The following is an 18,161-nucleotide window of genomic DNA, read 5'->3' on the forward strand; positions in this document are numbered from 1 at the left end:
AACGGAATCAGTTCCGCTTTTTATCTTCCGTCAAATTTATTTCTTGTGAGGGATATATTGAGGAGAAAATGAATTTTAAATCTACTGGTTTTGGCTGTTCAGATACAACAAGTTCGACCCAACGGTTCGTCTATTATTGCATATTTGCTTTTCTGAATTTCGTCGGAGAAATTTTATAATGCCTGCTGAATAACCGATTGAAGTAACTGATACTGTCGAAGCCGCATTTCAGGGCGGTTTCAGTGATGTTCAGGTCTGTTTGTTTCAAAAAGCAGGCAGCCTTTTCAAGTCGAATTTCATTTACGTAATTGGTCAGTGTTTTCCCTGTGATCTGTTTGAATGTTCTGCAGAAATGACATGCACTGAGATTCGCCGAATCCGCGAGCTCTTTTAAGCGGATTTTTTTATCGTAGTTATCCTCAATGAATTGAAGAACCGTATTGAAGTGTTTCAGGGAGCGGGTCTTCTCCTCAAATTCTTTCTCCGACAGGATTTTGCAGACATAGCCCCGCAACAGCAACACAATCAACTGATAAATCGATGCCTTCACGGCAAGCTCGTACCCAACTTTCTTCGAATAATATTCCTGAAGGATCTTTGTTACACATTCCAACACCCCTGTGTCATTTTCGATCAGATTCCGGAAAGAAATCCGGTTGGAAGCCAGAGGGGCAAGATATTTTGTCTGCAACAAGTCAACCTGATTGCTGAACAAGAATGTCGGGTCTATGCGGATCACGTCAAATTCAAGGTCATTCGAAAGGCTTTCCAAGTAGTGCAGTTCGTTGCTGTTGATGACCACGATACTTCCGGGCGATACTTCGAAACGGTTGTGACCGCATTCAAGAAGCGCCTCACCTTTTACAAAGTAATAGAACTGCAGGTGCTCATGCCAATGTAACCAAATGTTTTCTCCGCGTTTTACATGATTCTTTTTAAAAATATCAACGCAAAAATCAGAATCCGGCATTTCTCGGAGCCAATAGGTATTTAAATTTTTCATTTAACCGCTCCATATCAATACAGTGCAAATATCAAGCAATATCATTCTTGTGAAACAGCGACATTTTCTCTATTATAGAACTTACGGTTGGCAATGTAAACCGCAAAATAATACATGATAGAGTAAAGAGGTCGACTTAAAAGATGTCAGAACAAATTGAAATCGATAGCGGCAAAAAAGGAATCACCCTGTTTGTCGTAATCGCCATGACCTTTATGGCCACTCTGGATTCCAGCATCGTGAATGTTGCTATGCCTGTGATGTCCGGTAAAATGAATGTACCGTTATCTTCCATAGAATGGGTGGTCGCCAGCTATTCCATCATCATATGTGCCACTCTGCTTTTTTTTGGACGGTTGGGAGATATCGTCGGCAAACCAAGAGTTTTTCAGTGCGGAACGGTTTTATTCACTGCCGGTTCCCTGCTTTGCGGACTGTGTCACTCATTCATACCTCTGATTATCTGCCGCTTCCTTCAGGGGATTGGCGCCTCCGCTTATATGGCAAACAATCAAGGGATTATTACCGAGCTGTACCCGAAAGAGGGACGCGGCAAAGCTCTGGGTATTCTGGCAACAGCGGTTGCGCTTGGGAACATGATCGGACCATCCGCCGGGGGATTCATTTTATCATTTGTGAACTGGAATTTTATCTTCTTGGTTAACGTTCCGATTGGTATTGCTGTTTTTCTGCTTGGCCTCAAGCATCTGCCCCGAAGCCTCAAAAACAGCGAACCAATGGATAAGACCGGAGCCGCGCTTCAATTCGGGGGAACGGTTTTATTGTTTGGAGCGCTCATTGAAGCACAGACTTCAGGGTTTGCCAATCTGTACATCCTGATGGCACTTCTTTTGGCAGCCATTTTTATTGTGGTGTTTAATGGGTTCGAGAAAAAATACAGGCAGCCGCTTCTGGACCTGACTATTTTTGAAAATCCGCAGTTCTCTTTAAATTTAATTTGTGCGTTTATATCTTTCGTCTGTATTGCTGCGTCCGCCATTTTGCTCCCATTTTATCTTCAGGATACCCTAAAATTGACTCCGGCGCAAGCCGGACTATTTATGATGCTGTCGCCGCTGATTCTTGCTGTTCTCTCCCCTATATGCGGCACACTTTCCGACAAAACCGGAGCGGAAGGACTGACTCTGTCAGGACTGCTTTTAATGGCGTCCGGTTTCTTTCTCATGTCGAGACTTACCGAGCATTCCTGGATTAATATCTGTGCGGTTTTTGTGTCCATTATGGCGGTGGGACAGGCTTTCTTCCAACCGGCGAATAATTCTCTGATTATGTCCACCTGCTCCAAAAACAAACTCGGAATCGTCGGCAGCGTCAATTCGCTGGTGCGGAATCTGGGGCAAATTGTGGGAATCACGCTTTCAACAACCTTGCTGTACAGTTTTATGAGTCGGAAGTTAAACATTCATGTTTCCGATTATATCAGAGGGAGAGGCGACGTCTTCGTCTATGGAATGAACCGTGTTTATCTGATTCTGGTTGCAATCTGCCTTTTGGGAGCTATGCTGACTGCAATTAGGCTTTTTCTGCCAAAGAAAAAAGGAATTCAATCCGGTGTTCACTGCGTTTAGCTTCGGGCTTTCCTCTATGATCTTACCCAGAACAATCAGACAAAGTTGACATTATTTTTTGAAGAGTGTAATATGTATAATTGCATAACATAGCATTTTTTGCTATGTTATGTGTTATATTAGCTGTTTTTCATAAAACTGGCACATCGAATTTATTTTGGGGTTGCTGGTGGAAGAGGTTTGGCAGGATAACCTGGTTACGATGCTGCAAAATTTTTACACAGATATTTGGCAGCTCATGGAGCGGGGAAAATTTATCGCTCCGGAACAGGAAATTTATTAAAAGGTGGTCAATTTTCATGAAAATTTTATTAACCGGTTTTGACCCGTTCGGAGGGGATAAGGTCAACCCAGCGTATGAAGCGGTAAAGCTTCTGCCGAAGAACATTGCAGGTGCTGATATCGTTACAATCGAAATTCCCACCGTCTATCAGAAAAGCGGCGAAGCTGTGGAAAAGGGAATTCGGCAATTTCAGCCTGACGTGGTTATCTGCATCGGCCAGGCCGGCGGGCGCTCAGGCATAACAGTGGAGATGGTTGCTGTCAACATAGCAGATTTCAGAATTGCGGATAACGAGGGAAATCAACCTCTGAACCAATCTATTTTGGAAGACGGCGAAAACGCGTACTTTGCCACAGTTCCGGTAAAGGCCATGGTGGAAAACATTAAAAAACACGGGATTCCCGCGCGGATTTCCTATACAGCCGGAACCTTCGTTTGCAATGACGTCTTGTACGAACTGCTCTACATGATTTCTAAAAAATATCCGAAGATCAAGGGCGGATTTATTCATGTGCCGTTTGCCCCGGAGCAGGTGCTGGAGCGCCCCGATGGCACAGCCAGCATGCCGGTGGAAACCTCTGCGAAAGCGCTGGAACATGCCATTGAAGCAGTTGTGCGGGAAGAAAGTAAGTAAGCAGGGTCTGTACCGGACATCGCCGTCCCCCGAAATGCGGGAACGGCGGGCAGGACTCTGCCTGGACGGTTTGCAACATTAAAGTGGTAAACTTTTATGAAGATAGAGTGAGCTATACTATGAAAATGAGGGATAGAGAATGGAATTTATCAAGCTATTAGGGATTTTAATTGTGATTGTTGGCTTTGCCATCAAGCTTGACCCAATTCTGATTGTTGTTTTGGCCTCGGTCGTTACAGCTCTGGTTGGCGGACTCGGAGCCGGTGGAATGCTAAGCACGCTGGGAACCAGCTTTGTTTCGAATCGCAGTATGGCAATTTTTATACTGATTATGATCGTTGTCGGAACACTGGAACGGAACGGAATGAAGGAAGCGGCAACTAAATTGATCAGCAAGGTTACAAGCGCGACCGCCGGTACCGTTATCGGTGCTTATGGTGTGATGCGTTCCTTCTTTGCCGCCTTTAATATCAGCTTCGGCGGTGTGGCTGGATTCGTGCGGCCGATCATTATGCCGATGGCCGTTGGTACGGTAGAATCCGCCGGCAAAAAAATTGATAAGAATTATGAGGAGAAAATCAAGGGGATGGCTTCCGGCATGGAGAACGTGGCATGGTTCTTTTTCCAGGTTCTGTTCGTCGGCGGGCCGGGCGCCCTGCTGGTACAGTCTTCGCTGAAGCCGCTTGGTTATCAGGTGGATTTGCTTGGTTTAGCGAAGGTGGAGATTCCGGTGGCTGTATTTGCTCTGATTGTGGCAATTGTGTATTACTATCTTGTGGATCGGAGATATTTAAAAAATCACCACAACGGTATTGCAGTCGGCGGTTCTCAGACTTCTTCAGATGAGGCTTCGTCTGAAGATAACATTGTAAGGGAATAAAGAGGAGGACGTCCTTTATGTCGTTTTTTATGGATCCCGATGTTTTGTTGGGACAGAAATTATTGGAAATTATTTATATCATCATTGGTTTGATTTGCCTCTACACGGCAGTGAAAAACGCAAAGGACCCGAAGAATCCGTCCCGTCTGGGAACTTCAATTTTCTGGGGCCTTCTGGGCATTGTAATAGCTTTCGGCAGATGGATTCCGGCTATGGTCAACGGTGCCCTTATCCTTGCCATGACGATCCCGGCCATTTTCAAAAGAGTGAAAATAGGCGGGCAGAATATTCCCAGCGTAGAATCAACCCGGAAAAAATTTGAACAAATTGGCATGAAAATTTTTATTCCGGCCCTTTCCATGGGTGTGTCCGCCATTCTTTTTGCCGTCTTTCTGCCAAAGCTTGGCGCCATTGTCGGTATTGGCGTCGGCGTGATTGTGTCAGTCATCCTCCTGATGACCTATTCGAAGGACAATACCCCGAAGGTCTTTTTGCAGGATTCTGAGCGCCTGCTTTCGGCAGTCGGGCCTCTCAGCATGCTTCCCATGCTGCTTGCCAGTCTCGGCGCCATCTTCACAGCGGCGGGTGTCGGGAAAGTCATTGCCGGCATGGTCGGCAGCATTATTCCAAAGGGGAATGTCAATGCCGGCATTGTTGTCTTTGCTGTCGGTATGATGTTGTTCACCATGATTATGGGCAATGCGTTTGCTGCTATTACGGTTCTGACCGTCGGCATTGGGGCACCGTTTGTTCTGGCGTTTGGCGCAGACCCCACGCTGATTGGAATGACTGCGCTTACATGCGGTTACTGCGGCACGCTGTGCACACCGATGGCAGCCAATTTCAACGTGGTACCTGTTGCCCTGCTGGACATGAAGGACCGGTTCGGTGTCATCAAAAATCAGATCGTGATTGCCCTGATCATGCTGGTGTTCCAGATTGGATATATGATTCTGATGAAATAATTCTGCACCGGCAAAGGCGAGAAAGACCGGTTGCCTTTTCCCGTGAGTAATATGCTCCCTTTATGGTAGACAGGGAAAAAAACACTGTTGAACATGAAGGGAGCATTGCTATGTCAAACGGACCGGAATGGACGCTGGGAGGTAAACCTTTTCTTTACGGCCTTATATCTGGCTGATCTGCACCGCAGCTCTGCTTTTCTGCCTGATTGTGGTCTGCGTGGTGTACTTTGGCGGATAAAATGAAAATAGAGCTGTAAAAAATAAGCCCCCCGGTTCCGAACCAACCGGGAGAGCTAAAAAGAGCTTTTATTACCATACCGTTATGGCCGTGCACAGCCACCCCCACTATAAAAGCCCTGATGAAATTATTATAACGGATTTTTAGAAAAAAGCAAGCCCACCGGAAAATTAATCCGATGGGCTCTAGCAGGAGCAGGAGAAGTGCAAAAACCTGCCCCCTGCATCAGAAGAGTGACTCCATACACAACTGAATATAATTAATATAGTCCGGTTTTAGGAGCTTGTCAAGGCTTAATTTTGTTTCAAATTGAATCCCACGAGCAGAGAGACAATTTTTTGCCCGAAGGTATAAAAACAGCTCAGAAATTTTAAATCTCTTCTTTTCTTTTTCTATCGGTTTTTGGAGTTCCTTTGGATTCCAATAATAAATATTCGTTTAATATTTTTATTCTGTGAAAGAGTCTTACTTATATGCCGACCATTTTCAACACTATATCCGAAGATGTCAATTTCATCTGCTGGCACTGTCCTCAATTCATCCAAATATTGATCAAAAAGCTGCCCGTCTGCTGAAACGCGCACGATACGTCCGGGCCTCCGGCAAGCGTCGCCGCCGCAAACACATACAGCCGGTAATCGCCATAATAACTCACCGCCTCGTTTCGAGAATAAGCATTCCTCGCAAAAGCGGTTTTGCTTTTTGTCATTAGTATCCTCCACTCAATTCTGTCCCGGCCGCTTTTCAATTTTTCGATCCGGGAGAGTTCAGGACGTTCGTTCTTCCAAGCAAATAATCAGTAGACACATGAAAATAGTCGGCTATCTTGCACAGCATCATTAAGCTTGGTTCACTAACTCCATTTTCCCATTTGTTATATCTGGTCCGCTCAACTCCAAGTCTCTCAGAAAGTTCTTCCTGCGTAAGCCTTCTTAATTCCCGCAATAATCTAAGCCGTCTGCCAAACATAGAACTACCACCTTTCATCAACTCATTTGTTTTCTTCGATGATGAATATTGTAGTGGCCTTTATTACAAACTGCTATTAAAAATTGCTGATCGTAACCGCCATTCATGATGCTTTCCAAGCCGTCCACTAATGGGCGATAAAGTTCTGGCGTCCATCCTTCATCGGGTGAGCGACTTTTCGTTTGCTCTAATATTTCTGCGCGCGTGCCTCTGCCGGGCCGTATATTGCCGCGTGGAATGCCGGTAATAACAACCCCCGCATGGATACCACCTCGTTTGGGGCATAAAAAGGACGGCCCGTAGGCCGTCCCGTAGAAATGCGTCCGCCTATGCAGACGCAAATTTTTAGTCATTTTTGTAGGCTTCAATAAGCTTTTTTAAGATCTCTGGAGTATAAGTTAATATTTCATTGGCATCACAAAAACATCCATCTGCTTTAGCTCTGCTCCAATACATTCTCGCTTCTTCATATTATGGTATTTGCACTCTTCTAAAAAACTCGTTTGCTATTTCCAACTTCCTGACCCGCCGCCGGTTCCTCCGACCGACGGTGCACCTCCATATGCTTGAAAGTGGCCAAGGAGTTTACTCTTCTCGCCGAGAAAATAAATGGAATAATACACAATTTCAGCGGAAAACCAATAAAAGGTTTTTGTCTCTCGAAATAATTTTTCAATATCATCAGTATAGAGATAACCACTGCCACAGCCAAAACCCAATCCGGCTATGCCTCCGGCGTCTCCAGAAAAGTATTGTTTAAAATCATGAATATGCACCTTCCATTGCTGATAAAAAATTACATCTATGATCGAAAAGTCCCCTGGGTACTTAGTGCTGGTAAATTTTATATCCTGCATAAAATAATCAATTTCTATGGTGCTCATCTTAGGCCGTAGTGCTTTCCTAAGATCAGATAATATTCTGCCCTGCGTTTCATGCTCATTCAATGTTTTAATTCTCCTTTTTTCTTCTTATTGTTGCTTTATTTGTTTATAATATACAAACGGAAAATATACGCACAAAGAATGGAAGGCCGACGTTTGCGCCCACCAATTTCGTCATGAGTACGTCTGCATGTTGGCCGAAGCTGAAATACCGGAGGCAATCGCGATCCAAATTGTTGGTCACGCAAACGAAAAATGATCCACGAAGTCTATAGGAGTCTCTAGCCTAAAATGATGGAGGATGCGCGGGCGAAATTAAACGCGCTTATTTTTTCGCCTACAACGCCTACCAAAACGCCTACTTAAAATGTTGCTTTTTGATTCCGATTCGTTCCGGCAGATTCTAAAGCAATATATAGTAAAACCCGCATAAATACTGGATTTTTCAGCACTCATGCGGGTCTAATTTATGGTGGAGATAACCGCGCGAAATCCGAACACATCTATTTCCTCGGCGGTATGCTCGTGCTGATGCTTAATCTCGCCGGCAGGAAGCGGTAAACTGAAAAAAAGAAAAAGGCCCGGCTCCCCAAAAGAGGAACCGGGCCTTTGCCGTTGTATCTGATTTACTGTTTATTATCCTGTTGCTGGACAATCTCTGCCGTTTTCTCTGCTGTCTCCTGCGCGGCTTCTTTCGGCTGCTCGACACTCGGGGAGGTAATGTTCAATGTGTCTGCGTTTACCGTTGATCCTGCCGCCGCTGCGTCAATCAGGCCCTCACCGACGATGTACGCAACGACGGTTGCGCCCGCCATGATGATAGCCGTGATCTGCGTCGCCTGCTCCTGGCCGCCCCCGAAGGTGATTACAAGCATTGCCGCGAACGACGCAACCGCCGCCCAAAATTTCCGAGAAGTTAATTTGCTTTTCCAATCCATAATTTATCTACCTTTCTGCCGGTTTTCCGGCTATCACGCCGTCACTTTTTGCGGCGGCTCTGTTGGCATTTGTTTGACACGCTCAAAGAGTACCGTTCCCGTTCCATTGCCTCCCAGCTTATGGTACGGGCCGTATAGGTATTCGAGGTTCTTTATGTCGTCTACCGAGGCGTAGCCTTTGCGCTCACAATCTCCGTAGTCGCGGTATATTTCAGCATGGAGCAGGGCGAGCATCCCTTCCTTTATGGCCGCCTGTTCTTCCTCCTGCTCCTTCTGCTTCCGTCGCAATCGGTTAAAAGCCCACCCCAATGCACCCGTTGCGGCACCAAATAAGGCGCCGAGCCAATATTTCATAATCCAGTCCCGCACAATCAACGCCCCTTACTCGATTTTTGCGACAAACTGTCGCGGGCCGCCGTTAATATAGATTCCGGTTTCGCTCCCCGAATTCCCGAACGGAACAAAGTAGTAAAACCAGTCGTTCCCGCTGTTGTAACGAGGCAGCACAGCGACGACGTTCGGCGTCCCCGCCACTACGTGCGGAGCAGACGGCGCGGTGATCTTTGCCTGATATGCCGACCCGCGCGCTATTTTTACGGTTCCCGACGTGTCGCAAGTGTACGGCGGGTTCGGAGTTTGTACGGCGGCGGCTTTTCCCCAGCCGTTCAGCCCGGCATTTTTGATGATCGACGGGAAATCGGTATAACAAATGTCGGTATCGCACGTTTTGGGAGCATTGCCCTTTACCCCCGGCCAATGGCCGCCTGTCTCTCCGATCTGATCCTGCCACATCGGAACGTCAAACTCCGGTTTGCTCACGCCGGGCCGTGCGTACCAAAACGTCCATTGTACAAGCTGATCCGGGAATAGGCGGTTAGCTCTCCAGTCTTTGTTGGAATACCAACCGGCAAAATATCCGGCTGCCTCCATGCCTTTGCAATAGGCTTTTATGATGTCCGTGATCGTCTGCTTCGGTGGAATCCCGCCGTGCCGTGCCTTGTATCCGTCTGCATCCTCCATATCGAAATAGATCGGATAAGATGGGCGCTTGCCTTTCAGGAGCCGGAGCGTATGCTGAATTTCGCTCGGCACTTCTCCGACCGTCATTGCATAGCTGTAAAGGTATGCGCCCCACGGTATGCCGAGACGTTCGCACTCTGAAACGTTCCTGCCGAATTGTCCGTCGTCCTGAGACTGGATGTCGTCTCCATATCCGCATCTGAGGATAGCATAATTGAGCCCTGCGGCTTTCGCCGCGGCCCAATCTACCGTCCCGTTATTGCTGGAAACGTCAATCCCTCTGTTTGTAGCCATTGCTATTCCTCCTCGTATAATAAGTTTTGTAGGGCGAAAACGCCCCAAAAATAGAATACCGGCAGGCTTTGAGATGCCCGTGATATAATGCTGTCAAGTCGGCAGGGACAAGCTCTAATTCCTCCTGTTGGGCCGTAAGGCTGCTTCACAGATAGTCTGTTCCCCTGAGCCGGAAGTTAGCTGCAAACTCATTAGCTGTTTGCCGGAAGCAAGGCCGCCCTTTTAGCAGTGAGGGATATCGCATTGGCCTTTTCCGGAATGATTCTAATACGCGAGGTTGCTGATGCTCCGGTTATCATGGGTATCTTAAAACCTGCCGACTTGAAAATCCCACTGTGGGGGAGGTGATATTTTTGAATCCACTTTACGTTGGCATTGATGTGAGCAGCAAAAATAACGTCGCTTACCTCATGAAGCCGGATGGAGCCAAACACAGCAGCTTTTCCGTGCAGAACAACCGTGGTGGTGCTAAACTGATGTCTGAGAGAATTGTGTCCGCACTTACCGCGATGCAGCTCAGCGACGTGATGATTGGCCTTGAGGCCACCTCCATCTATGGGGACTGCCTCGTTTATGCGCTCCGGGAAGATGGCAGATTGGGACGGTTTCAACGGAAGATCCATGTTCTCAATCCCAAGCAGGTCAGAAAGTTCAAGGAAGCCTATTCCGATCTGCCCAAGAACGATTTCGTGGATGCCTTCGTGATTGCCGACCATCTCAGATTCGGCAGAATTGCCTCAGAGGTTTACATGGACGATTATCGCTACAAGGCCCTTCAAACACTAACCAGAGCACGCTTTTTCTCTGTCCAGAACCTAACGCGGGAAAAGCAGCGTTTTGCGAATTACCTGTTTCTCAAGTGCTCTGGGTTGGCTCAGGAAAAAGTCCTTTCCCAAAATACCAGCGCCACCACCATTGCCCTGATGGAACGATTTGAGACAGTGGATGCACTGGCTTACGCCGACATAAAAGAGTTGACCGACTTCATCGTGAAATCTGGACGAGGGAGGTTTGCCAATCCAGAAGCTACCGCGAAGGCGGTGCAAACCGCCGCCAAAGGCTCCTACCGGCTTCCCAAAACCGTGAACGATTCTGTCAACCAGGCCATGTCGGTCTCGATCGCTGCCATGCGGGCATTGGAAAGCCAGATCAAGACGCTGGACAAGGCTATCGAGCAGCAGTTCGAGATCATCCCCAATACGCTGACCTCTGTCCCCGGTATTGGTAAGGTGTATTCAGCGGGTATTATTGCTGAGATCGGTGACATTCACCGCTTTCAGTCTCAGGCCTCTCTGGCTAAGTTTGCTGGCCTCGTTTGGTCTCAGCACCAGTCCGGAGACTATGAGGCTGAGAATACCCATCTAATCAAGTCCGGAAACCGATTCCTTCGGTACTATCTGCTGGAAGCTGCCAACTCTATGAGAAGATGCGACTCGGAGTTCCGGCGCTACTATGACCTCAAGTTCAAAGAGGTCAACAAGTTCCAGCATAAACGCGCACTCGCTTTAACTGCCAGAAAACTGGTTCGGTTGGTCTTTCGGCTGCTGAAAGACAACCGCCTGTACATTCCACCGGAAGAGTATTAAACTCTGATGGTATTGTTACCCTGTTTTTTAAATTGCAAGGGCAGGGCTTGAAAAGGTTTGCCTTTTTTATCCAGCCAGTACGTTTATGGTGGCTTTTTTATCCGTTCCATTTGCACTTACCCTCTTGACTTCATACCATTAGACTGTTCTTCCGGAAGCACCGGCCAATTGATGATATAAGGGAAGCCTTCCTGCGCCGGTACGTCCCGTAACGCCTGTTTGTATGCCTTCCATTCTGCGGTGATACAATACTGTGCGTCGCATTGATCCAGCAGGCCGTTCCGGTATTTTCGTACCTTCTCGGCCTCAGCCGCAAGCTCCGCGTCTTTTGCCTTTTTGAGCCATACGGCATAATTGTTTTCGATTTCTGCCGCAAGACCTGGGGAGCACGGAACGGTCAACACGTACTTTTCGCAACGCCATACCGTGACTTTTTGGCCGGTTCTTTCGTCAATTCCGGATTCCGCCCTTGCATTGTCGAAAAATTCAACGACGCTGTTTTCCCCTGCGTAAAGGATTTGGAATGCTTTTTCTGGCATTGCTCCGCTTTTAATTTCCATGCCCTCAATCTCCGATCATGTCGTGAAGTTCTTTGTACTGATCCTGCGTGATCCGGTCGAATGTCAGGAAAACGTCCATCTTATTCAAGACGTCCGTCTTGTCAAAGCCTCCGTTTTGGATCACCCGTTTCAGCAGATTGTAGGTTAAATCTGTCATTCAAGGTCGCTCTCCTTTACTCCGTTCTCCGTCAGTGTCATCCGGTAATCGAGGTCAAGGAGCATCATGGCGTTTGCTGCTTCCTGATCCCTTGCCTCCTGATCCACGACGGGTAATATTTCTTGACGCTCAATAACGAACCAGTAATAATATTTTTCGCCCTGCTGTTCCGTTTTGAATATATCCCCATCCGTGAAGTAGAGCACGGCCCCGTCTGCTATGCAGCCCGGATTTGTAAAAGTCACCGGCGCGTCACTCTGAACAATCAGGATGTCCCGCCATTCGTCATTTATTTGCAGTTTGTTTGTTGCGCAGGTCATTTTCTCCCTCCTTTAGGATGAAAACTTTCCGATATAGAACATCCATATCGTCTATGAGCTTGTGACAATCTCCATGTTTCGCATACGAGCGCCACGCCGTATAAATTTCGAGAACCTTTTCTTTGCTGATTTTCCCGGTCCAATAGAGATCGTGGAATTCGTGCAGCTTCCGGCGCATCTTCTGCACGCTCCGGCGACGCAATTTCTTTACGACCTTCCCGGTCCCCGTCAGGTATGTATGGAATCCGAGGAAGTCGATCCCGTTTGAAATAGGGAATATCTGCGTTTTCCCATTAAGCTCCAGCTTTTGGGTCCGCAGATATTCCCTGATTTTTGATAGGTAGAATTGTGCCTCCGGTTTCGAGCGGCAGATAATATAAAAATCGTCCATGTACCTGCCGTAAAATTTCGCTCCGAGCTGATCCTTTATCATGTGATCCATGCCATTCAAGGCGAGCAGCGCGAAAAACTGGCTTGTTTGGTTGCCTATGGGTACTCCCGGATTGCCCGTGCTGTCGATGATTTTATTCAGGATCTGCCGTATGTCCGGGTCCTTGACGATTTTCCAAAGCGTGGCTTTCAGTGGCCCATGTTGAATGCTCGCAAAATAATGGTGGATGTCTCCTTTTAGGATGAATCCGTCAGAACCATACATCCGATAAAACCGCCGCAAAAATCCCGTCATCCGGTCGAGCGCGAAGAAAATTCCTTTGTTCGTTTGGCTCGCGTAATTGTCCAGAATAAAATGCGGCTCTACTTTCGGTGCAAGAACATTATCACAAAGATCGTGCTGGATCACTTTGTCACGGAAGGAATTTGTCTCGATCAGCCTTTCCTTCGGTTCGTAAACCTTAAACGAATGGTATCCTGACGGCTGATACTTCCCCGTGCGGAGCTCCAGCGCAATAAGCTGAATCGCTTCGAGCAAATTCAGCTCGAATTTTTTGACCGCCTCCTTGCCTCCCTTACTCCGGCGTGCCTGCCGGTATGCGTTGTAGATATTGTTGAAATTGCAAAGCAAATCTAAATTTTCCATAAAAAGATATTCTCCGTCGCTCGATAGCCTCGGCCTGTTCCCACGCTTCGGCGTCGGCGGTCTTGTGTTTACCTGTGAACAGGAGGGATGCGGCTTCCTTTGGTGGCGGTGCACTGCTTTCGGTCTTTTGACTTACTCGATCTCGCTTTCCGCCAAATCGGGCGGACCCCGTTGTTGCCGTTGTAGGCGTTGTTGTTGTTCAGCGTGCCATCGGAGTTGACGATCCGGACGTTGTTCGCGTTAGTAGCTACAAGCCGCACCCCGTTATTTTCTCTGCATTACCTGCCTGTCGTGTTTTCTCCATGCAAGCAGCATATATTTGACATCAAGGACCTTCGTGTTCCATCCTCGTTTCGTCTCCTTTCCCTCTGCGTTGAAGCGGCCCGCAACCTGCTCCGATGTAACCAAGCCAATTTTGAGCGCGGTTTTAATATAAAACTCCATGAGCTTTATATTTGTCAAAGCGGAATTTTGTAGTCGCCGCCGTTCCTCCGCCTCTTGCGGAATTTTTAGATTCAAGTCGTTTGCCGTGACGATGTTCGCGTAAATTTCAAGGGCGGTGTCCTGCAAGCGGTTTAGGAGAGTAAACCGGTATTTCTTCGGCATCTTCGAGCTCCCGGTGATTTGAAAGGTCTCCTGAACCATTTCCTCGCATTTTGTAAGAAGATCAAAATTCGTCATGCGAGCGTATACGCCCCCGACCCATCCGGATTTAAAGATAACAAGACCGAAGAATCAAGAACACAAAGCGGGCGGACCCCGTAGTAGCCGTTGTAGGCGTAGTTGCCGTACAGCGTGCCATCGGAGTAGACGATCCGCGCGTTGTTCGCGTCAGTAGCGTATGGAGTGCGAAGCCAATAATATTGTGCTGCTCCCGCTGTGCCGCCGGTATGTGCTGCACAATCCGCTGTCTCATATGCGATTCTGGAATTATTGTCCGAAAATGCTTGAAGCTGCGAGCCTTCCGCAAAATCGGTTGACAGTCCGACCTCCGTCCCGCTCGGCAGCCATATCCTTGCGTTGAGCGTTTCTGTCCCGCTTCCGTCTGTTGAAGATTTCCCTACCGTGATTGTTTTGGTTTTGAGGTAGTTCTTTTCTTTTACCGAGAATCCGTTCAGGAATCCCGCCGCTGATTTGTACGGGTTTGCCGAAACAACGCTTGTGCTGTCCGGGGCCTGATCTACCGAGTGCTGCGCGACGTACCATGAACCGGCCCCCGCCTCTGAGTTGAGCCATTGATGAATATTGGAAAGCACATATCGGTTGTTCCCGTAATTTTTCCGGTCCGTGATGCTGTTCGATGGTTCTTTCGCGTCAAACGCATACCGAGCCAATACCCCATCGGCTACCAAGGTAATATCGCTTCCTGATTTGTTGGCGATCTTCATCACAATCGGATTCCCGAAGATGGTCCCGAATTTCAGCTTTGTGCCGACCGGGAAGGTCCCGAGCTGGTATCCATGCAGAGGCGTCATTGTGGCTACGCAATACTCGGTTTGATATTCCTTTTTCGAGTTATAAGAGAACGCCCGGTAATAATACTGCGTGCCATTCGTCAGGCCGGTATCTGTAAATGAGGTCCCAGCCCCGTCATAGATTTTCGTCCCGTCCAGCACCTTTGACGGATAGCCCCCGGTCTTGCGGATAATCACGACGCCTGCGTAATTGCTGTCGGAAGGTTTGCTCCACGTCAACCTTACCGAGGCGTCCCCGATGGTCGCATAGAAATTGTTGATTTGGGCGGCCAAGGTTCCATAGCCGCCCTGCTTAAAAAAAGCAGTTCCGCATCCGTTCGCTGCGCCCCACCCAAGCGGCGCATCATTTGACAAAGTGACTGTTACGGTTGCACCTACGACCCATGCGTCACTCGGCAAGGTCCCGCGCTTTGTGTCAAGGAGGCAGTATCCCTTCTCGTTTATAATGATCCTTGTTCCGTCCGGCGTGCTATCGTCTTTCGGGGTCTGAACCGCCTTAAACGTTACCTGGCATCCTTCGGAGAATATAAAATTTGGTATTGTCAATGTTTGTGACCACGCATCGGTTGACGTTACCGCTGTCGCACGATAAGAGGCCGTATTTCCTTTTACGGCCCCCGCCTGCGCTGCCGTCACTCCGTGAGGGTTTACTGCGGCCACGTGCGCGGCGAAGGCGTCAGCGTTGCCTTTGACCGTCTCCGTCGTCCTGCCGTCTCCTGCAAGATCGTTAATTTTGGCGAGCAGGTTTCCGGCTTCATCCGTTCCGAGGATTCCTTTCACGCTGTCGAACCATGCGGTGAAATCAGCCTCGTTTTCCGTCCTGAAACGCTGCAAATCCGCCTGAATCTGCTGGTATAGGGCCGCTGTGTCAACCTGATTTACAACACCCGTCACGATCCCGCATACGTCATTGTTCAGGCGGACGTCGGTAATCAAGTCCTGCGTGATTTCGGTTGTACCTGCTGGAATGCTGATCTCCGCGAGCTCCAGATCGTACAGCTCCGCGCTGCGTGTGAACGTCGGCGCTGTCGGATTGCTTGCGGGCGTCCCCTGAATCACCTGCGCGGTTATGGTGCGGGCGTTTATGTCTCGCCTGAGTACCACAATGTCCTTGCGGTGAAGAACGCCGTCAGCGTTGGCTACGGTCAGCAGTAGGGGACTATCATTGTAATATTTCTTCACCTTCCACGGCTGCCCGACAAACGCACGCCCGGCAGGTATCATAACCTGCATATTTCCGCCCGCTTGCACCGCGAGATCCCCATTGTAGACGCCGTGCGTCACGAAACCGCCCGCGTATTCGTCAAGGTCATCCTCGTTGTATTGGCGGTCGCCGTTGACGTCCGGCCAAAAATAACTGTGTTCTGCCATTTAGTCAATCACTCCCGAAATCCAATTTTTCCGGCAGCGGAGTACCGCATACCGGCGTTATTGTTTCAATGCCGTTTTCGTACACTTCTTCGACCTCCGTAACCCGTTGGTCGAGGCGGATTCCCCATTTTTCCATTGACACGACGTCGCCCAGGTCCCAATCCGTAAGGTATTGATAGTTCAGTGTGTCAACTGCATCGGCGCTGAAATTTTCCGCTTTGCTTGCCTCTGCGAGCTTTTCAAGCCCGCGCTGCCGGAGCTGTTCCCGGTACTGATCGTCGGTCATGTCCTCGCCCTTCTGGAGGTCGCGGGCGTCTACCCATAGCTCGCGCCGCGGCTCGCCGTTTGTTTGATCCACTTCGACGATCACCCGATCCGCTCCCTCGCCTTCACCGGCGACGTAAGCGTAATTTGCATAGCCCGTCGTATTGATTTCATACTTCGGGGCCTTTATGTTGGAATATTCGTCTGAAAAGAGCACTCGGGGAAGGGCGTGCTGTGCTATGCTCCGGTCTACTCCCTGATATACTTCAAACGCCCACGCCCTGCCCGGCACATCCAGTCTTGCCCGAAAGCCGAGTGTGGACGCCTTACTGAGCGCCGTGCAGACCGTCAGAGCGGTTTTTCCGGTTGCCTGAAAACTACACGTCGGCGCATATCCGGCAGCGGAGCCGAGCGTCAGGTGCGGCAGCGGACGCGCTGAAATCGCGTTGTCGGATACCGCCTTACGCATGGCGTCTTCTACCGCTCCGCTAAAAATTAGCGTTGGCGTGACGACGCGCTGATCCAGCATGGAGGACCCCATCCTCCCGGTCGCCGTAATTTCTTCGCTTGTGCTGCCTTCCGGCGTCTCTATCGACACGCCCTCGATTATTCCGGCTTCCTTCCTGTCCAGTCTGTGGATAATGTTTCCCGGCCATATGAGCGACAAATTGTTGAACGGTTCCGTTTCTCCCTTCTGGAGCTTTTGATAAACCGGACAATGGAGCTCGAATTCCCCCGGTTCAAAATACCTTCGCCTCCACCGAAGGGAGGCGAAGCTGTCGAGAACGCCCAACTGCTCTATGTCCGGACCATAAATGTATAAATCCATGTCACGCCCCCCAATATGCCTCTGTGCTCAATATGGATACGTTAAGGCTGTCGATTCCCTGATCGGCATTATACCGATACAAATTGTCCCCCTGCTGGGCCTGTAACCAGCGAGGGGGATATGCCATCATGTTATTGATATTAGTTGTCGCACCGCCGCTTATCAAGCGCACCCGCTTGTTTCCATCGCCGGTTGTAATTATGATTACGTCCCCGATGTGCATAGTCATAGGCTGATCCGCCGTCCCGATCTGCATCAGGTCGTGACGGTTCACATCGTACAACGACGGGTTCACGACCTCCCCGGAAGCAGAAAAGCGCACGGTCAAGCCCATAGGTACGGCGCTTCCGTTGTGGACGTTCCCGATCAGAGTATTCATTTTTTCAGCGACGACGAAAGGCGGATGAATTCTCAGAGGAAACGTAATTCTGCCTTGCCAAGTGGCAAGCTGCGTCAATTGGTCCTCTAAATCGTAAAATTTCGGGTCCGGGCATATAAGGGAAATCGTCGCCGCCCGGACCGTCCCGGATTCCTCAACCTCCACTTTTTCAACGTAGTATTCCGCCTTCCTTCCGACGTCGTTATCGTAATAATAGACCGTCCCCGCGGTCCTCGGCTGGAAAAAGCTATACAGCTTTTCCCGCTGTGCCTGATAGTCTCGAAAGATTTCTGCGGTGATTATCGGATTCCGCTTCTGCGCGGTCGCTCCGTTGTACGATTCTCCGTCCTGCCCGCTGTTCTTGCTGGTCGATACTTCATAATCGGCGGCGGAAAAGCCGCTTGTGTCAGCGAGGCGGAGCGGGTATCCGTCATATTTGAATTCGATTTTTGCTCCGAGCTGATTTTCACAGATTACCCGCTTCATG

22 protein-coding genes are annotated in these 18,161 nt (G+C 48.9%); 5 read left to right on the plus strand and 17 right to left on the minus strand.

Annotated features, from left to right (window positions below; all coding sequences use genetic code 11):
* Window positions 1–133: 133 nt before the first annotated feature.
* Window positions 134–1,003, minus strand: coding sequence for an AraC family transcriptional regulator (locus HCR03_RS06035; protein ID WP_187037102.1), 870 nt, complete (start codon window positions 1,001–1,003; stop codon window positions 134–136).
* Window positions 1,004–1,146: 143 nt separating this feature from the next.
* Between HCR03_RS06035 and HCR03_RS06040 the strand changes: the two genes are divergently transcribed.
* From HCR03_RS06040 to HCR03_RS06055, 4 genes are all read left to right on the plus strand, one after another.
* Window positions 1,147–2,592, plus strand: a complete 1,446-nt coding sequence (locus tag HCR03_RS06040) for an MFS transporter (protein ID WP_187037104.1) — start codon at window positions 1,147–1,149, stop codon at window positions 2,590–2,592.
* A gap of 299 nt (window positions 2,593–2,891) precedes the next feature.
* Window positions 2,892–3,509 carry a pyroglutamyl-peptidase I gene (gene pcp, locus HCR03_RS06045; RefSeq protein ID WP_066650052.1) on the plus strand — a complete coding sequence of 206 codons (618 nt, stop codon included), beginning with the start codon at window positions 2,892–2,894 and terminating at the stop codon, window positions 3,507–3,509.
* A 139-nt stretch (window positions 3,510–3,648) separates the two neighbouring features.
* Window positions 3,649–4,389: a DUF969 domain-containing protein gene (locus HCR03_RS06050; protein ID WP_066650049.1), complete on the plus strand. Its 741-nt coding sequence runs from the start codon at window positions 3,649–3,651 to the stop codon at window positions 4,387–4,389.
* A 17-nt stretch (window positions 4,390–4,406) separates the two neighbouring features.
* Window positions 4,407–5,354, plus strand: coding sequence for a DUF979 domain-containing protein (locus HCR03_RS06055; protein WP_066650046.1), 948 nt, complete (start codon window positions 4,407–4,409; stop codon window positions 5,352–5,354).
* 770 nt (window positions 5,355–6,124) lie between these two features.
* Here HCR03_RS06055 and HCR03_RS06060 read toward each other — a convergent pair.
* The 7 genes from HCR03_RS06060 to HCR03_RS06090 form a co-directional block, all read right to left on the minus strand.
* A complete protein-coding gene (locus HCR03_RS06060) occupies window positions 6,125–6,301 on the minus strand; it encodes a hypothetical protein (protein ID WP_156990786.1) in 177 nt (58 codons plus the stop codon).
* 35 nt (window positions 6,302–6,336) lie between these two features.
* The gene (locus tag HCR03_RS20500; protein ID WP_083210277.1) at window positions 6,337–6,579 is read right to left on the minus strand and encodes a helix-turn-helix domain-containing protein; all 243 of its coding nucleotides are present in this window, start codon (window positions 6,577–6,579) and stop codon (window positions 6,337–6,339) included.
* Window positions 6,579–6,914, minus strand: coding sequence for a hypothetical protein (locus HCR03_RS06070; RefSeq protein WP_187037106.1), 336 nt, complete (start codon window positions 6,912–6,914; stop codon window positions 6,579–6,581). Before HCR03_RS06070 ends, HCR03_RS20500 begins: the two co-directional genes overlap by 1 nt.
* A 153-nt stretch (window positions 6,915–7,067) precedes the next feature.
* A complete protein-coding gene (locus tag HCR03_RS06075) occupies window positions 7,068–7,508 on the minus strand; it encodes a VapA/VapB family virulence-associated protein (protein WP_187037107.1) in 441 nt (146 codons plus the stop codon).
* Between the two features lie 563 nt (window positions 7,509–8,071).
* Window positions 8,072–8,383, minus strand: coding sequence for a hypothetical protein (locus HCR03_RS19705; protein WP_228725121.1), 312 nt, complete (start codon window positions 8,381–8,383; stop codon window positions 8,072–8,074).
* A 33-nt stretch (window positions 8,384–8,416) separates the two neighbouring features.
* Window positions 8,417–8,671: a hypothetical protein gene (locus HCR03_RS06085; protein ID WP_187037109.1), complete on the minus strand. Its 255-nt coding sequence runs from the start codon at window positions 8,669–8,671 to the stop codon at window positions 8,417–8,419.
* Between the two features lie 93 nt (window positions 8,672–8,764).
* On the minus strand, window positions 8,765–9,697 hold the full coding sequence (locus HCR03_RS06090) for a glycoside hydrolase family 25 protein (protein ID WP_187037111.1): 933 nt from the start codon (window positions 9,695–9,697) through the stop codon (window positions 8,765–8,767).
* Between the two features lie 353 nt (window positions 9,698–10,050).
* Between HCR03_RS06090 and HCR03_RS06095 the strand changes: the two genes are divergently transcribed.
* A complete protein-coding gene (locus HCR03_RS06095; protein WP_187034258.1) occupies window positions 10,051–11,283 on the plus strand; it encodes an IS110 family RNA-guided transposase in 1,233 nt (410 codons plus the stop codon).
* Window positions 11,284–11,399: 116 nt separating this feature from the next.
* Here HCR03_RS06095 and HCR03_RS06100 read toward each other — a convergent pair whose 3' ends face one another.
* The 9 genes from HCR03_RS06100 to HCR03_RS06140 all read right to left on the minus strand — a co-directional run bounded on the left by HCR03_RS06100 (window position 11,400) and on the right by HCR03_RS06140 (window position 18,160).
* Window positions 11,400–11,843 (minus strand): tail fiber assembly protein, encoded by a 444-nt coding sequence (locus HCR03_RS06100; protein WP_187037113.1) that lies wholly within the window; start codon window positions 11,841–11,843, stop codon window positions 11,400–11,402.
* Window positions 11,844–11,847: 4 nt separating this feature from the next.
* Complete coding sequence (locus HCR03_RS06105; RefSeq protein ID WP_187037115.1) at window positions 11,848–12,000, minus strand: hypothetical protein; 153 nt, start codon at window positions 11,998–12,000, stop codon at window positions 11,848–11,850.
* The gene (locus tag HCR03_RS06110) at window positions 11,997–12,320 is read right to left on the minus strand and encodes a hypothetical protein (protein WP_187037118.1); all 324 of its coding nucleotides are present in this window, start codon (window positions 12,318–12,320) and stop codon (window positions 11,997–11,999) included. The genes HCR03_RS06105 and HCR03_RS06110 overlap by 4 nt, the downstream gene beginning before the upstream one ends.
* Entirely contained in the window at window positions 12,286–13,356 is a 1,071-nt protein-coding gene (locus HCR03_RS06115; RefSeq protein WP_187037119.1) for a reverse transcriptase domain-containing protein, read from the minus strand. The genes HCR03_RS06110 and HCR03_RS06115 overlap by 35 nt, the downstream gene beginning before the upstream one ends.
* A 68-nt stretch (window positions 13,357–13,424) precedes the next feature.
* On the minus strand, window positions 13,425–13,616 hold the full coding sequence (locus HCR03_RS06120; protein ID WP_187037121.1) for a hypothetical protein: 192 nt from the start codon (window positions 13,614–13,616) through the stop codon (window positions 13,425–13,427).
* A gap of 4 nt (window positions 13,617–13,620) precedes the next feature.
* On the minus strand, window positions 13,621–14,037 hold the full coding sequence (locus HCR03_RS06125; RefSeq protein WP_187037123.1) for a four helix bundle protein: 417 nt from the start codon (window positions 14,035–14,037) through the stop codon (window positions 13,621–13,623).
* On the minus strand, window positions 14,034–16,202 hold the full coding sequence (locus HCR03_RS06130; protein ID WP_187037125.1) for a DUF6273 domain-containing protein: 2,169 nt from the start codon (window positions 16,200–16,202) through the stop codon (window positions 14,034–14,036). The genes HCR03_RS06125 and HCR03_RS06130 overlap by 4 nt, the downstream gene beginning before the upstream one ends.
* A gap of 4 nt (window positions 16,203–16,206) precedes the next feature.
* A complete protein-coding gene (locus HCR03_RS06135) occupies window positions 16,207–17,295 on the minus strand; it encodes a siphovirus ReqiPepy6 Gp37-like family protein (RefSeq protein ID WP_187037126.1) in 1,089 nt (362 codons plus the stop codon).
* Window position 17,296: 1 nt separating this feature from the next.
* Window positions 17,297–18,160, minus strand: a complete 864-nt coding sequence (locus HCR03_RS06140; RefSeq protein WP_187037128.1) for a phage tail domain-containing protein — start codon at window positions 18,158–18,160, stop codon at window positions 17,297–17,299.
* Window position 18,161 lies beyond the last annotated feature (1 nt).

This window comes from Caproicibacter fermentans (assembly GCF_014303955.1).
Lineage (GTDB): Bacteria > Bacillota > Clostridia > Oscillospirales > Acutalibacteraceae > Caproicibacter > Caproicibacter fermentans.